This is a genomic window from Pseudomonas sp. 1L-B-1-E-C1 (genome assembly GCF_057291835.1).
This window is the reverse complement of the sequence record NZ_JBXAWN010000012.1, coordinates 52,290-68,037: the sequence shown is the minus strand read 5'-3', so window position 1 is coordinate 68,037 and position 15,748 is coordinate 52,290. Positions and strand designations below refer to the sequence as shown.

Here is a 15,748-nt window from a genome sequence, read left to right as displayed (position 1 = left end):
GTCCAAGGTTAACCTTGAACGCTATTTTTGTATCAGTGCTTTTTCCTAGAACCTACGGACGATAGATGATCGCCGAGCCCCACGACAGGCCGACGCCAAAGCCGCTTAGCGCGACACGCTGCCAGTCGGAATCGAGCACGTGTTTTTCCAGCAACAGCGGAATGCTCGACGACACGGTGTTGCCGGTCTCGACCATGTCCTTGATGAATTTCTCCGGCTCGCCTTCGAAGCGTCGCGCCACCGCGTCGACAATCGCCGCACTGCCCTGGTGAATGCAGAATGCGTCGATGTCATCGGCTTTCAGCCCCGAATCGTCAAGCAGTTCATGCAAGTGCGCCGGGACTTTCAGCAGGGCGAAATTGAAGACCTGACGACCGTTCATGAAGAACACGCCGTTGCTGACTTTCAGGTGCGGAGCGCCGGAACCGTCGGTGCCGAACTTGGCCTTGCCCAGCGCCCAGGTCGGTTTCTCGCCCATCCACGTAGCGGTGGCGGCATCGCCGAAAAGCATGGTGGTGTTGCGGTCTTCCGGGTCAACGATTTTCGAATACGGGTCAGCGGTTATCAGCAGACCGTTCTTCAGGCCGGCGGCTTCCATGAAGCCCTTGATCGCGTAGATGCCGTAGACGTAACCGGAGCAGCCCAGAGAAATGTCGAACGCTGCAACATTGGTCGGCAGGCCGAGTTTGTCCTGGACGATGGCAGCAGTGTGCGGCAGGCCCTCTTCGTCACCGTTCTGGGTGACGACAATCAAGGCATCGATCGATTCACGTTTCAGTTCAGGGTTGCTGGCAAACAGCGCATTGGCCGCTTCCACGCACAGATCGGAGGTTTCCTGCTCAGCGTCTTTGCGCGGCAGGAATGCCGAACCGATCTTGCCAAGGATGAATTCTTCATCCTTCTCGAATTTTGCACCTTGTGCGTAATTGTCCACGCCGGCTACAGGAACGTAGCTCGCAATGCTTTTTATGCCAATCATTACGGCTTCCCAATAAAAAACAGCCCAAAACCACCGCTCGCAAGGATTCGAGGGGCGCCGACAAACAGAAAACGGCCGCCACGACGGGCAGCCACGGGAAGCGCAAAGGGCTATCACTGGAACCGCAAAACGGGCCAGGCGCCATCTCCCCGGTCAATACAATACAGTGAAGATGCGCGTTATGACTCGCAGGTCACGCTATTTTGCCGAATCGATGGCAGATTGGCTTATTCGATCAGCGACCAATCCAGTGGCGTACCACGCTTGATCGCGGTGCGCGCGCGGCGTCCGAGAACGGCATCAGTGTGCTTGGGCGGCAGACCGAGACCGGGACGAATGGCGCGCAGATTGTCCCCGGTAAAGGCTTCACCGGCAGCCATGTCTGCGGTGACGTACAGCGAACGGCGATAGACCAGCGACTTGCGCTCCGCCTCGGTCACGCCGTAATGCACCTGCCCCATGGCTTGCCAGGCACGCTCGGTTTCGACGACCAGACTGGCCAGCTCCGCCGGTTCCAGGGAAAAGCTCGCGTCGACGCCACCGGCCGAACGGTCGAGGGTGAAGTGTTTCTCCACCACCGTCGCGCCCAGCGCCACCGCCGCCACCGATACGCCAACGCCCATCGAATGATCCGACAGCCCGACCTCGCAACCAAACAATTCACGCAGATGCGGGATTGTGCGCACGTTGCTGTTGAGTGGCGTCGCCGGATAGGTGCTGGTGCACTTGAGCAAGACCAGATCCTTGCACCCGGCCTCGCGGGCGGCGCGCACGGTTTCATCCAGTTCAGCAATGCTGGCCATGCCGGTGGAGATGATCAGCGGTTTGCCGGTCGCCGCCACACGACGAATCAACGGCAGATCGGTGTTTTCAAAACTGGCGATTTTGTACGCAGGCACTTCAAGGCTTTCGAGAAAATCCACCGCGCTGTCATCGAACGGCGTCGAGAACGCGAGCATCCCCAACTCCTTGGCTCGAGCAAAAATCGGCGCGTGCCATTCCCACGGCGTGTGGGCTTTTTCGTAGAGATCGTAGAGCGACGTGCCGGCCCACAGACTGCCCGGATCCTTGATGAAGAATTCACCTTCGGCCAAATCCAGGGTCATGGTTTCGGCGGTGTAGGTTTGCAGCTTCAAGGCATGCGCACCAGCCTTCGCAGCAGCCTCGACGATTTGCAGGGCGACGTCGAGGGACTGGTTATGGTTGCCACTCATCTCGGCAATGATGAACGGCGGCGCGTCGGCACCGATGCTGTGGTGGCCAATCTTGAAACTAGGCATGCGAGTGATCCTTCAAAACACGGCTGAACGCGCAGATTTCCTGGATGAACCCGGCGTCGCGAAAGACTTTCAATGAAGACTGATTGGCGGGCATGACCCGGGCGTTGATGCGCGTCAATTGCGGCCAGTGCGCAGCGACAAACGCCTCGCCCCGGCTGAGCACTGCCCTGCCCCAACCGAGGCCGAAACGCCCTTCCAGCAGATAGATCGACACTTCAGCTTCGAACCCGCGCAAATCGTAACGCAGCACTCCGACCGGGCCGTCATCCGCCTCAGCGATCAACAGCAGCCGTTGCGGATTGCGCAGACTTGCCGTCAGCCAGTTGAGATGTTGCGGCCAGTCGATGACGCCATTTTCCAGCGACCAGCGCCGTACCGCTTCGGCATTGCGCCCATCGAACAGCAACTGCGCATCGTCCAGCGTCGCCGGACGCAGTTTCAGCACCGCGCCGGCCAGCGCTGCTGCCACGCGTTCGGCACCGCGTCCGTCGACCAGTTGCCGCGAGCGCTCGGCGAGGCTGCGGCGCAGAAAATGATTGTCCACGACAAAGCCGACCGCATCACGCAACTGCTCGACGCTGACCTGCTCGCGGGCGCCCATGAACACATGCGCGCCGGCAGCGGCCATGACTTCACCGTTGGCCTGCTGATTGTTTTCCACAGCGATGCAGATGGTCGGCAACCCCAACGCGGCACGCTCCCAACTGGTACCGCCGCCGGCGCCGATAAACAGATCGACCTCAGTCATGCGCTGATGGAAATCGCTGACGAAACTGTGCAGGCGCCAGTTCGGTCGCGTCTCGGCCAACGCCTGCATCTGCGTCCACGCCGGGTTGTCGGCGCCAGCGACGAAATCAATCTGCAATTCAGTGAAATCAGCCAAGGCGAGCATCGCGTGATGGGTCTGCATCGCCGCGTCGAAACCGCCGAAATTCACCAGCACGCGCCGGGCCTTCGGTTTGATCTCGATGGCATCGCAGTTGAATTCTTCGCGCAGCATGGCGTAGCGCGGGCCGAGCAAGGTGCGACAGCCTGGCGGCAGCAGCGGCGCGTAGTTTTCGCTAAGACCGGACAGGTTCTGATTGAGCAGCAGATCGACGCTGTAGCGCCGCGTGGCCAGATCATCCACGGCGGCAATTCGATGCGCCCAGCGTCGGGCAGCGGTTTGCCAGTGATGATCGAGGCCGTAATGGTCGACGATGATCCAGTCGAACGGTGCCTGCCCGTCCAGCAGCAGGCCCAGTGCATCAATGTCGAACTGCCACGGCAACATCGATTCGATGGCCTGCAGCGGGTCTTCATCACGATAGCGCTCGGGCAGCGCGAAGGTCTCGAAGCCTTCGGCATTCAAGGCTTCGAGTCGATGCCCCGGCAACCGCCGACAGGCAAACGCGACATGACTGCCCTGCCGGCGCAGCACCCGCGCCAGCGTCAGGCAGCGGGCGATATGGCCGCTGCCGATGGTCGGCGAGGCGTCGGCACGGATCAGCACTCTCATTGCAGTTCTCCGCCGGCCTTGAGCGCGGCGTAAAGGTATTCGGCGCGTTTCCAGTCCTCGGGGGTATCGATGTCCTGGACCAGATATCGCGGCAGAATCACCGGCAGGCTGGCTGGCGAATACAGCACATCACCGCGCATCCACGCCTCGCTGCGCCCCCAATAAAACTGCCCGGCGTCCTGAAACGCCTCGGGCAAGTCCTGCGAACGAGTATTGCGAAACTCGGGATACAACGCCGTCAAGGCGCCGTCCCCGTCGACTGTCAGTGCACGCTGTACCGGAAACGCGAAATCGCAAACCGAGAACGCAAATGATCGATGCAGATGCCGCTCCAGCAACTCCAAACCCTGACGCAGATAACGCGCCTGCAACAGCGGCGCAGTGGCGTAAATGCAGCAAGCGAAATCGAAGGACGGCAAATGCTGCAGTGCGTGCACGATAACCGCCGCAGTGCCGGCGTAATCATCGGCCAGATCGGCCGGGCGCATGAACGGTACCTGCGCACCGTGCGCCTTCGCGATGTCGGCAATCTCGGCATCGTCGGTGCTGACCACGACCTGCTCGAACAAACCTGAATCCAGCGCTGTGCGGATCGAGCGGACAATCATCGGCACGCCCGCGAACGGCAAGAGATTCTTGCGCGGGATGCGCTTGCTGCCGCCACGGGCAGGGATGATTGCGACGTTGCTCAAGAGCGTTTTTCCAACAGGAACCAGGTGATGTCATCGGCCGGAAACTGTCGATCACGGTGATAGACGAAGCCATAGTCGAGCAGTTGCAAATCGGCATAGCGATCAAGCATTTCCCCGGCAAAATCGCGCTTGAACAGCTTGCCGTTGTTACCGCGGTAAGCGATTTCCATCGGTGCCGGATTGTAGTACTCGGCGATCAGGATGTAGCGCTGGCTCAGCTCGTACATCTGCGCATAAGCGCGCGGTAACAGCTCGGGAGCCAGATGGATCAGCACGCCTTTGCTCAGTGTCAGATCGTAGCGGCGCTCGGCAGAAAAATCGAACAACGAGCCGTGCCAGATTTGCGCAATGTCCAGCGCCTGCGCCTGCGCGCACGCGCTTTCGTTGATCTCGACACCGAACAGTTCGCAACGCGGCAATAACTGACGCAATGCCTGCAAATTGTTGCCGGCGTTGGTACCCAGTTCCAGCAGACTGTCGACGCGACCCGCACGGCTCAGCGCCTTGGCGAAAAACCCTAGATTGCCCGCCACCAGCGCCTGGCCGACATTGCGCTCAACGTACTGATCGCCGAACTCACCCTGCCAGAATCTTTCCTGCTCGCTCAGATCGCGCATACACAGTCTCGTCTACCGCCGCAGCGGTCATTCTTCGGTCAGTCGGCGCAGTTGCTCGACTACATGATCCTGCTGCTCATCAGTCAGCAAGGGGAACAGCGGCAAGCTGATCGCCTCGGCGTAATAGCGCTCCGCCTCGGGGAAGTCGCCTCCGGCAAACCCCAGGTCACGATAGTACGGCTGCAAGTGCACGGGAATGTAGTGCAGATTGACGCCGATGCCGGCGCTGCGCAAACCTTCGAACACCTGGCGATGACTGAGGCTGCAGCGCTCGGTCTGCAAACGCACCACGTAAAGGTGCCACGCTGATTCGGCTTCCGGCTGCGCGCTCGGCAAGGTCAGCGGCAGGTAGGCGAGCAACTGATCGTAACGCGCTGCGAGTTCGCGGCGCCGTGCGACAAATTCGTCGAGCTTGCGCAGTTGCGACAGACCCAGCGCCGCTTGCAGATCGGTGATCCGATAATTGAAACCGAGCTCGATCTGCTGGTAGTACCACGGGCCATGGCTGGGCTCGGTCATGTGTTGCGGATCGCGGGTCATGCCATGGCTGCGCAGGCGTCGCAGGCGTTCGGCCAGCGCCGGGCGATTGGTCAGGACCATGCCGCCTTCGGCGCTGGTGATGATTTTCACCGGGTGAAAACTGAACACCGTCATCGCCGCAAACTCACCACAACCGACCGGACGGCCGGCGTAGCTGGCGCCCACCGCGTGGGAGGCATCTTCGATCACTGTGAAGTTGTAGCGCACCGCCAGATCGGCAATCTTGCGCAGGTCACAGCTCTGCCCGGAGAAGGCTACGGCGACGAGGACTTTCGGCAGCGTGCCGTCGCGCTCGGCCCGTTCGAGCTTCGCTTCAAGCGCGAACGCATCAAGGTTCCAGGTCAGCGGATCGATGTCGACGAAATCAACGTCAGCGCCGCAATAACGCCCGCAATTGGCCGAGGCGAGAAAGGTGTTTGGCGAAGTCCACAAGCGATCGCCCGGCCCCAGGCCCGCCGCCAGACAGGCAATGTGCAGTGCCGCCGTGGCATTGCACACCGCCACGGCAAAATCCGCCTGACAGCGCTCGGCCATGGCCTGCTCGAAACGCTCGATGGTCGGCCCCTGGGTCAGCCAGTCCGATTGCAGAACCTCGACCACCGCGTCGATGTCCGCCTGATCAAGGCTCTGCCGACCGTAAGGAATCATACCGACAGCTTCGCGTGCAGATCGGCGATCTGCCCTACTGAAAGGAAATGCGGGTTGGTGTCCGAGCGATACTCGAAATCCTCGCCCACGGCACGGCCACGTTCACCGAGTTTATCCACGGCGAAATCGACGTCGACGCTGGTAAAACGAATCGACGGCTGAATCGTGTAATGGTCTTCAAACTCAAGGGTCATACGCGCATCGTCCAGCGGCACCATCAGTTCGTGCAGCTTCTCACCGGGACGAATGCCGACGTTCTTGTGCGGCAGATGCTCGGCCATGCCGCGCGCCAGATCGACGATGCGGATCGACGGGATCTTCGGCACGAACACTTCGCCGCCGTGCATGCGGGCGAAGCTGTCGAGGACGAACTGCACGCCATGATCCAGGGTGATCCAGAAGCGGGTCATGCGCTCGTCGGTGATCGGCAATTCTTGCGCGCCATCAGCGATCAGCTTGCTGAAAAACGGCACCACCGAGCCGCGCGAACCGGCGACGTTGCCGTAGCGCACCACGGCGAATCGGGTCTGCTGCTCGCCGGCAATGTTGTTGGCGGCGACGAACAATTTGTCCGAGAGCAACTTGGTCGCACCGTACAGATTGATCGGGCTGGCCGCCTTGTCGGTGGACAGCGCGACGACTTTCTTCACGCCATTGTCGATGGCGGCGGCGATGATGTTTTCCGCGCCGTTGACGTTGGTGCGGATGCATTCGGTCGGGTTGTATTCCGCCGCCGGGACCTGCTTCAACGCCGCAGCATGCACGACGTAATCGATGCCGCGCATGGCCTGACGCAAACGGTCGGCGTCACGCACGTCACCGATGAAATAACGCATGCACGGCGCGTTGAAGGTCTGCTGCATTTCGTACTGTTTCAACTCATCGCGAGAGAACACAACGACGCGCTTGGGCTGGTATTGCTCCAGCAAGCGACGGATGAAATTGCGGCCGAACGAGCCGGTGCCGCCGGAGATGAAAATCGATTGTCCATTGAACATGTGGTAGTTCCTGTCGGCCTGCTCAGGCGAGCAACTGCGCCCAATTGATCGAGGCGTTTTCGCCCAGGGTAAAACCTTTGCCGGTCAGGGCCAGGTTGGCGTTGTAGGCCGGGTCGTGGGCGAAGGCGTCGGACCACTTTTCACGCAGCGCCGCCAGTGCCGCCGGCGGCTGTGGCAGTTCGCCGGTGTGCAGCACCTGCACCAATGGCGTCCACACGGTGAGGTAACCGGCCTGCCCGGACTTAAGGCACAGATCGACATCGGCATAACCTTCGGCGAAGGTCGCTTCATCCAGCCCGCCCAAAGCGTTGTACAGCTCTTTGCGAACCATCAGGCACACCTTGGAGACGGCAGAGTAATTCTGCTCGACAGCCAGCCGCTGCATGTAGCCCTCGGCTTTGTGTTTTTCACCTGTGAAAGGCGAACCGACACCGCCGTTCAGGCCGAGAATCAGACCGGCCTGGGCAACCTTGCCATCGCGATCGACTAGTTTGGCGCCGACGACGCCGACTTCCGGGCGCTGGGCATGGTTGAGCAGCGAATCGATCCAGTTCGGGTTGACCACCTCGCTGTCAGCAGCCAGCAGCACCAGGTATTCACCCTGAGCCTGCTCGCTGGCGGCGTTGTACAAAGCGATTTCGCACAGGGGCTGATCGGCACGCAATACATTGACCTTGGCGTGGCGCAGTGTGCCCAGCCAATCGTTGACCTCGGCCGACTGATTGCCGTTGGCTGCCAGCAGCACTTCGTAGCGGCTGTAACGGGTGCGCAGCAGCACGCCTTCGAGGCAGCGACGCAGTGCCGGCAGATCATCAATGACCGGCACAATGATCGACACCAGCGGTTGTTCGGTATGGCGATAATCGATCTGCCAGGTACCCGGCAGCGCCGAGGTGACTTTGGCCTTGTAGCCGCGATTGCCCAAGTGACGCAGCAACGCCTGACGCTCGTGGGCGTTTTCTTCCAGAGGCGCCTGCTCGGTGATCAGCAGCGGCTCGTCGAGATGCGCAAGGCCGTCGAGGCCACCCTGCTCGATGATGCGCAGCAACAGATCGAATTCCAGCGCCTTGCTGAAGTCGGCCTGATAACCGCCAGCGTCAAGCAGCACCTGGCGACGGATCAACCAATGCCGCGCCATCAGCGACGGCACGCTTTGCAGCAGATCAAGATTGAAACCGGGGCGGAACACGTCTATCAGCGCGCCGTTTTCCTTGCGCTGGATTTCATCGGTGGCGACCGCACGTACACTGTCGGCACCCATCAGTTCAAGGCTGGCGCGCAACAGGCCGCTAGCGGTGAACTCATCACCTGCCTGGGCCAACATCAACCAGTCGCTTGGCGACTGCTGAGCGCTCTGGTTGAGTTTGTCGACGAGATTGCCTGGCGTGACGCGGACAAAGTGCAGGGTGTTCTGCGCAGTGGTCGCTGCCGGCGCTTCACCGGTGGTGAACACGACAATCCTGAATGCTTTGCAGTGCCCCTCGACCAGGCTGTCGAGCGACACCTGCAGCTTGTCGATGTCGTTGTCCAGATCAAGCAGGAAGATACCGAACTGCGGGCCACCACCTTCAGCAGCCACGTGTTGGCTGATCGACTCGAGCTGCTCGATGGCAGGTGCACGCGCAGCCAGCCAATGCAACAAACGGCCCGATTGCATCGTGTCGAACGTGAGCTGATGATCGTCGACCGTCAGCGCCTCGAGGCGAGCGATCCATTCATGCATGGCTTGCACCGCCGTCTCGTCACCGAGCACTTGCAGCTGCGCGGCCAGACGTTTGGTAACCACCTGGTTGAACGCATTCAGATCATGCGCCTGCCACAACCGGTCGATCACACTCTCCGGCGTATCGTTATTGCGCGCCTGGAGCAGATGCGCCTGACGCGTCCATACGCCTTCCAGCCCTTCCAGCTGAAGGCGACCCGCCGGCAGGGTGTGCATCATGAATTCAAACTGTTCCAGAAGATCGAAAAACGCCTGGTTGTAGAACGGCATCTCAACGTACTGCAGTGGGCCGAAACGCCGATCAGGCCGCTGCAATTGCTGATTCCAGGTCGACTCGAAAATCAGCTCGGCAGTCAACGCCCGACGGACCGCCAGACTCTCGGCCATCGCCGCAAAGCTCTCCAGAACAAATGCCTTGGCCTGCCCTGCATCGAGGTTCTGGATACCAGTCGGCAGCGAGACGAGGAATTCGGCAAACGCCTCTCGTTCGGCGACCGACTTGCCATCAAGATAGGTCAGCGAGTGATACACGTCGGTATTGTGTTCGGAAACGCCGTAGTTGATCTCGCGTACCACATAGGGAATCGGCAGGATCCGTGCCTTGGCGCTCGCCAGCAGGAAATACACGTGCCCGATTTCCTGCCATTGGAAATTGGTCCCCGGCGGCAATGACGAGTGCCAGATTTTCATCAGATCGGTACGGGTCACCGCGTAAAACGGCGGGATGTACTGACTCATGTAGTCAATGACGCGATCCTGCGCCCGCTCGGATGAATAGTCTTCCTGAACCTTCTTGTCGCGGCGGTAGTAGTTCACGCCATCGGCCTTCGCCAGGTACATCAGGCAATAGCCATGGCACATGCCATAGTCACGATTGGCCAGAAGAAAGCCGACAGACTCGCAGAGCGAATCGAACACGATGAAATCGTCATCCGCCGCCAGCACCATGTATGGCGTGGTCAGTTGCTCGACGCCATAGGCCAGTTTGGCCTGCATCCCCCAGTAGGCGAATTGCGGCACATGATGATAATCGACGGCGGAAAAATCGCCTTCCGGGCGTTCCGGCGTGGAATCCAGCACCATGATCCGGCAGGGCAAGCTGCTGTAATACTTCACCGCACGGCGCAGGAACGCCGGCCGGTTGTGAGTAATCAGCACCACCGTCAACAACTCGTTGAGCGGTAGCGTCAGTTCAGAACTGTACTTGCCTTGCATAACTTCTCTCCACAACCGGCGACTCGCCGAAACAACGCTGGGTAATGTTGCGAATTAACGAACGCGGCGCAGATAACCGTCCGGCGCCACGGTGATCAGCAGTTTGTTCTGCATCTGCCGATCGATCTCGAAATCCTTGTTCTCTTCCAGGTATTTCCACACGGCGGTTTTCGGGTTATCGCCATGACCCCACGGGCGATCCGGAAAAAAGTCCGCCGGCATGTCTTCAACCACGGTGTCCATCACCACGCAGTAGCTGCCCACCGAAACCAGCGGCGCGTACAAGCGCAGCTCCTCGAGTACGTGGTCGTGGGTATGGTTGGAATCGAGGACCAGAATCACTTTCTTGCCCTCGGCAATCGCGCGGACTTTCTGCGCGGTCGCTTCATCGATACTCGAACCTTCGATCATCTGGATGCGCCTGGCCATCGGGTGGCTTTCGATGGCCTCACGGTTGTGCGGGCGAATATCGAGGTCGATACCCAGCACTTCGCCGTGGCCTTGCAGCTCCAGCAACGAGGCGTAGTAGATGATCGAACCGCCGTGGGCGATGCCGCATTCGATGACCAGGTCCGGTTTGACCTGCCAGATGATCTCTTGCATGGCCATCATGTCTTGCGGCAACTGGATGATCGGACGGCCCATCCACGAAAAGTGGTAGCTGTATTTATGGCGGGCCGATTCGTTGAAGAAATCCCGGGCCAGTGCTACCACTTTCTGGTCATTACCCTGGCGCGCGATCTCTTGCTGGCATTCGTTTTCGAAGGCTTGATGGATGCTGTTTTCGGTCATCTTGATAATCTCAACGGTCACTGGAACGAAGCGCTATCGACGGCGTGATAGACGTAGCGTCCACCGGTCATCCGCTTGATCTCTTCGAGGTAATTGGAATTCATCACAAACAGATTAGCGCCTTCAGGCAAGGCATCGATGGCCTCCTGTGGTGAGGAAACCCGCGCGCCACTGAGGGGCAGATAACGGCCCTGCTTGGCCGGATTGATGTCGACGACGTGATCGACCGCCACACCGGCGCGCTGCAAGGCCAGTGAATAGATCACGCCCTTGGACGAAGCGCCCCAAATGGCCGAGCCCTGTGTGGGCGCTGCTTGAATGATCTGCACGGCGCGATCGAGACTGGCGGTAAAGGTGGTCGACAGCGTCAGCAAGGACGGCGTCTCGACCGCCGCCCGTTGCAGCGTCGAGAGATCGGCAACGATGTAGAGATATTGGCCACCGAACAGATGCCCGGCCTCGAGCACGCTGCCGAACATGGCGCGCAAGTCGGCGAGACGGAAGTAATTGACGTGCTCATAGAACACGTCGAACCAGGCATTGTGCTCGACGATCCAGTCAAAGCACGGCACTTCGATATAGATCTGCCCGCCCTGATTGGCCGCAGCCATTTGCGCAAGAAACGCCAGCGGATCGCTGATGTGTTCCAGCACATGACGCAACACGATCGCATCCGCCGCCAACCCCAGCTCGCGGGTAAACGGTGCCTTGATCACGTCAGGATTGTCGCCTTCGTAAGAAGGATCGATGCCGGTAATGGCGTAGCCCTTCTCCCGGAGCATTTCGAGGAAATAGCCTTTGCCGCAGCCGACTTCAATCAGGGTCTGGCCCTTGAAGTGCCGGGCGAGGATCGCTTCGACGGCATTGAGGTGCGCCTGAAACTGCACCGAGTGCGCCTGTTCGTTCTGATAGTCGGCGTCATAGCTCAGCTTGTCGGCATCGAAGGCCTGGTTGAAGATCAACCCGCTTTGGCTGTCCTGTACCAGAACAATGTCTGCCGCCCCAGAGGCCCGCGCCTCTTCGGCGCTGGCAAACGTGCGGTTCTGCAACACCGGCAGTCCGGTCGCCCGATAAAGCTCATGCAGCATGTTCTTGCCCCTTCAGTTGCGAGATCCGCTGGGCATCACCCCAGAACGCCATGGGCTCATGGGCGGAATAACCGTAATGGCCCAGATTCAGCTTGATGGCGGACTGGCGCTCGCGAACACGCTGTTCAACCAGCGCGCGTACGGAAATCGGCCGGCCGCTACAGCAGTTGGTGACGCCGTCGACATCAGGCCGGCCGATCAGCGAAGCCAATTGCGCGGCCGCCTCGGTGATCTGCAGATAATCACGGAGCTGGTCGCCCATCGACATATTGAACTGCGCCTCACCGCCATCGATGGCGCGGTCGAGGCTGGCCAGCAGGCTGTTGCTGTTCTGCCCTTCGCCATAAAGGTAAAACAACCGCGCCCATTGCAGGGTGAACGCCTGCTCGCGCTGCAATGCTTCGAGAAACAGGCGCAAGGTGTGCTTGGCCAGTCCGTAAGGGGTGCAGGGTTGGGGCGAAACCGACTCGGCCAACGGGCCGCTTTGCAAGCCGTATTCAAAGCAAGTGCCGGTGACCAGCACCTGGCCCACGCCCGCAATCACTGCTCGCTTGAGAAACGCATAATCGGCCGGCAGGTTGCGCTCGAAGTGGAACAGCGCCTGATAGTTTGGCAAGCCGCTCCAGGCCAGATGTGCGACGACATCCACGCCTTCAACCAAGCGCTCGACATCAAGGTCTGGCGCATGCAGATCGGCGGGGACAAATTCCACCTGCGCGAACCACGGCAAACTGCGAGCCGAGTCGAGGGTGCGCGCAACCGCACGCACTTTGAAGCCTTTGGAAAGCAAAGCGCTGACCAAGTGGCGACCGACGAAGCCGGTGGCGCCAGTGACCAGCACAGTGGTGGTGGTCGCCGTCAAAGCTCGACTCCCTGAAACTGTTTGTCGAGCAGCGGATGACTGGAATCCTTGGCTGACAAATTCTTGACGGGCAGCGGCCATGCGATCGCGAGTGCCGGATCAAGGGCCGACAAACCCGCTTCATGCTCCGGCGCGTAGTCGGCATCGGTGAGATACAGCACTTCCGATTCATCGGTCAGTGACTGGAAGCCGTGGGCGAAACCGGCAGGAATCAAAAAGCTCCGACCATCGTCGGCGCGCAGCTCTTGCGCATGCCACTGCAGATACGTCGGCGATTGCGGCCGCAAGTCGACCGCCACATCCCAGACAGCGCCGCGCACGCAGGTGATGAGTTTGGATTCGGCATACCCGGCCTTCTGAAAATGCAGACCGCGTACGCTACCTTCCCCAACCGTGCGCGAATGATTGATCTGGCGGATCGCAAAAGGACGACCCTGGGCGGTCAGACGGCTCTGGCAGAACAGCCGGGCGAAACGCCCGCGCTCATCGCAGAAGACTTTCTGCTGGATGAGGTACAGGCCCTCCAACGGCGTTGTTTGCAGGGTGTAATCGCTCATGAACGCTCTCTGTACAGATTCAATTGGTTCAAGGTAACGGCGCGCATGTCATCGCCGTGTTGCCACGCCAGATGCCAGTCGAGGGTCTGCGTCAGGCACTGTTCCAGCGTCCAGCGCGGCTTCCATCCAAGCACCTGCCGCGCGCGGCTGCTGTCCAGACGCAGCAGACCGGCCTCGTGCAGTTCACTTGGTTCGATGCGCAGACCACGGGCCTGCGGCCAACGATTGGCGAGCAGTTCGACCACTTCGCCGACGCTGCACATGTCTGCCTCACCGGGGCCGAAATTCCACGCACCGGCGTATTCCGCGCCATACTCGTAGAGAGCGGCAGCCAATTGCAGATAACCGGCCAGCGGCTCCAGCGCGTGCTGCCACGGGCGCACGGCCTGCGGGTAGCGCAGGGTTACTGGCTCGTCGGCGCTCCAGGCTTTCAACACATCGGGAATCAGACGTTCCGGGGCGAAGTCACCACCACCCAGCACATTGCCGGCGCGTGCGGTCGCCAAGGCCAGACCGTGTTCGGCATGTTTGTCCGCCGGGAAGAACGACGCGGCGTAGGACTGCGCGAGCAATTCGCAGCAGGCCTTGCTGCTGCTGTAAGGATCGTGGCCACCGAGGGCTTCGTCTTCGCGGTATGGCCACAGCCATTCCTTGTTGGCGTAGACCTTGTCGGTAGTCACCAGTACGCAGGCACGCACGCAGCCAACCTGACGAATCGCTTCGAGCAGGTTCAGCGTGCCCATGACGTTGCTGGAGTAAGTGCCGAGCGGATCGCGATAGCCTTCGCGCACCAACGGCTGGGCCGCCAGATGCAGAACGATTTCCGGCTCGGTCTCGGCGATGATCTCCAGCAAGGCGCCGAGGTCACGCAAATCCCCGCGTTGATCGTTGATGCCTTCGTGCACGCGCGCCAGGTCGAACAGGCTCGGTTCAGTCGAAGGGTCCAAAGAAAAACCGCTGACTTGCGCACCAAGGCTTTGCAGCCAAAGGGTCAGCCAACTGCCTTTGAAACCGGTGTGTCCGGTGACGAGAACGCGCTTGCCACGCCAGAAATCCGCACTCAGGCCCATTGCTTCCATGGGGCCTCCCCGCTCTGCCACAGCGCTTCGAGATGGTTCTTGTCGCGCAGGGTGTCCATGGGTTGCCAGAAGCCCGAGTGTTCGTAGGCATGCAGTTGTTCCAGTTCGGCCAGTTGCATCAACGGTTCGGCTTCCCAACTGGTCGCATCGCCGGCGATGTAAGGCAGCACCCGCGGAGAGAGCACGAAGAAACCGCCATTGATCCAGCCGCCGTCACCTCGCGGCTTCTCGGTGAAGCCTATGACTTGGTGGCCTGTGCGTTGCAATGCGCCGTAACGGCCGGGCGGCTGCACGGCCGTTACGGTTGCGAGCTTGCCATGCGCTTCGTGAAAACGGATCAGAGCGCCGATATCGATATCCGAGACGCCGTCGCCGTAAGTAAAGCAAAAGGCTTTCTCGTCCTTGAGATAAGGCGCAGTGCGCAAAAGCCGGCCACCGGTCATGGTTTCTTCGCCGGTGTCGACCAGCGTGACGCTCCACGGCTCACTGTAATTCTGGTGCACCTCCATGCGGTTCTCGCGCATGTTGAAGGTGACGTCGGAGGTGTGCAGGAAGTAGTTGGCGAAGAAATCCTTGATCGCATAACCCTTGTAGCCCAGGCAAATGACGAAGTCGTGGATTCCGTGGGCGGAATACTGCTTCATGATGTGCCAGAGAATTGGCTTGCCGCCGATCTCGATCATCGGCTTGGGCTTGAGGTGCGACTCTTCACTGATACGCGTGCCGAGGCCACCCGCCAAAATTACTGCCTTCATCGTCTCCCCTCTTGTTCTTCACCGGGCTGCGCGCAGCTTGCTTGAGCGTTGCGGGCCTTCTGGCTCAACCTTTTGCCGATCCGGGCGCAGGTGGAGTGACCGCTAGCGCTCGTTTTATGGCGATTTGCGGGGGACTTGCAGGAAACGCGCCAGCTCACAGCCGAGGTGGCGGGGAACGCGCTGAGGATTTTGATTGGGGCATATCCGTTAATGCGGGTGCTGCCGCTGGCGGTTTCGCTCTCACACAGCGAGTCACTTTTCCAGACGCCGGAATGCCGGCCCAGCGAAAAGTAAGCAAAAGGCTTTGCCCCGACATTCGGCCCGCTCGCTGAAGCTCGGGGTACCTTCGTTACGGGACCGATCCCGTAACGCAGCCTGCCGAAGGGGCAAAAGATCAAAAGCCAGAGCAAAAGCAAAGCAGAAGC

Annotated in this window: 14 protein-coding genes; all 14 read right to left on the bottom strand. The window is 60.2% G+C overall.

Annotated elements, in window-relative coordinates; translation table 11 throughout:
- Positions 1–52 precede the first annotated feature (52 nt).
- Positions 53–979 carry a ketoacyl-ACP synthase III gene (locus tag AC0Z4S_RS20755; protein ID WP_485624423.1) on the bottom strand — a complete coding sequence of 309 codons (927 nt, stop codon included), beginning with the start codon at positions 977–979 and terminating at the stop codon, positions 53–55.
- Between the two features lie 227 nt (positions 980–1,206).
- A complete protein-coding gene (gene pseI / locus AC0Z4S_RS20750) occupies positions 1,207–2,259 on the bottom strand; it encodes a pseudaminic acid synthase (protein WP_485624422.1) in 1,053 nt (350 codons plus the stop codon).
- The gene (pseG, locus tag AC0Z4S_RS20745) at positions 2,252–3,757 is read right to left on the bottom strand and encodes a UDP-2,4-diacetamido-2,4,6-trideoxy-beta-L-altropyranose hydrolase (RefSeq protein ID WP_485624421.1); all 1,506 of its coding nucleotides are present in this window, start codon (positions 3,755–3,757) and stop codon (positions 2,252–2,254) included. Before pseG ends, pseI begins: the two co-directional genes overlap by 8 nt.
- The gene (gene pseF / locus AC0Z4S_RS20740; protein WP_485624420.1) at positions 3,754–4,449 is read right to left on the bottom strand and encodes a pseudaminic acid cytidylyltransferase; all 696 of its coding nucleotides are present in this window, start codon (positions 4,447–4,449) and stop codon (positions 3,754–3,756) included. The genes pseG and pseF overlap by 4 nt, the downstream gene beginning before the upstream one ends.
- Positions 4,446–5,066 carry a pseudaminic acid biosynthesis-associated methylase gene (locus tag AC0Z4S_RS20735; protein ID WP_485624419.1) on the bottom strand — a complete coding sequence of 207 codons (621 nt, stop codon included), beginning with the start codon at positions 5,064–5,066 and terminating at the stop codon, positions 4,446–4,448. Before AC0Z4S_RS20735 ends, pseF begins: the two co-directional genes overlap by 4 nt.
- Positions 5,067–5,093: 27 nt before the next feature.
- Entirely contained in the window at positions 5,094–6,254 is a 1,161-nt protein-coding gene (gene pseC / locus AC0Z4S_RS20730; protein ID WP_485624418.1) for a UDP-4-amino-4,6-dideoxy-N-acetyl-beta-L-altrosamine transaminase, read from the bottom strand.
- Positions 6,251–7,252 carry a UDP-N-acetylglucosamine 4,6-dehydratase (inverting) gene (gene pseB, locus AC0Z4S_RS20725; RefSeq protein ID WP_253500365.1) on the bottom strand — a complete coding sequence of 334 codons (1,002 nt, stop codon included), beginning with the start codon at positions 7,250–7,252 and terminating at the stop codon, positions 6,251–6,253. The genes pseC and pseB overlap by 4 nt, the downstream gene beginning before the upstream one ends.
- Before the next feature lie 22 nt (positions 7,253–7,274).
- Complete coding sequence (locus AC0Z4S_RS20720) at positions 7,275–10,190, bottom strand: glycosyltransferase family 2 protein (RefSeq protein WP_485624417.1); 2,916 nt, start codon at positions 10,188–10,190, stop codon at positions 7,275–7,277.
- A gap of 54 nt (positions 10,191–10,244) precedes the next feature.
- Entirely contained in the window at positions 10,245–10,982 is a 738-nt protein-coding gene (locus tag AC0Z4S_RS20715) for a cephalosporin hydroxylase family protein (RefSeq protein WP_485624416.1), read from the bottom strand.
- A gap of 17 nt (positions 10,983–10,999) precedes the next feature.
- Complete coding sequence (locus AC0Z4S_RS20710; protein ID WP_485624415.1) at positions 11,000–12,070, bottom strand: class I SAM-dependent methyltransferase; 1,071 nt, start codon at positions 12,068–12,070, stop codon at positions 11,000–11,002.
- A complete protein-coding gene (locus tag AC0Z4S_RS20705; RefSeq protein ID WP_485624414.1) occupies positions 12,060–12,932 on the bottom strand; it encodes an NAD-dependent epimerase/dehydratase family protein in 873 nt (290 codons plus the stop codon). The genes AC0Z4S_RS20710 and AC0Z4S_RS20705 overlap by 11 nt, the downstream gene beginning before the upstream one ends.
- Positions 12,929–13,489: a dTDP-4-dehydrorhamnose 3,5-epimerase gene (gene rfbC / locus AC0Z4S_RS20700; RefSeq protein WP_485624413.1), complete on the bottom strand. Its 561-nt coding sequence runs from the start codon at positions 13,487–13,489 to the stop codon at positions 12,929–12,931. The genes AC0Z4S_RS20705 and rfbC overlap by 4 nt, the downstream gene beginning before the upstream one ends.
- Positions 13,486–14,568: a CDP-glucose 4,6-dehydratase gene (gene rfbG, locus AC0Z4S_RS20695; protein WP_485624412.1), complete on the bottom strand. Its 1,083-nt coding sequence runs from the start codon at positions 14,566–14,568 to the stop codon at positions 13,486–13,488. The genes rfbC and rfbG overlap by 4 nt, the downstream gene beginning before the upstream one ends.
- Positions 14,550–15,323: a glucose-1-phosphate cytidylyltransferase gene (gene rfbF / locus AC0Z4S_RS20690; RefSeq protein WP_485624411.1), complete on the bottom strand. Its 774-nt coding sequence runs from the start codon at positions 15,321–15,323 to the stop codon at positions 14,550–14,552. Before rfbF ends, rfbG begins: the two co-directional genes overlap by 19 nt.
- Positions 15,324–15,748: the final 425 nt, after the last annotated feature.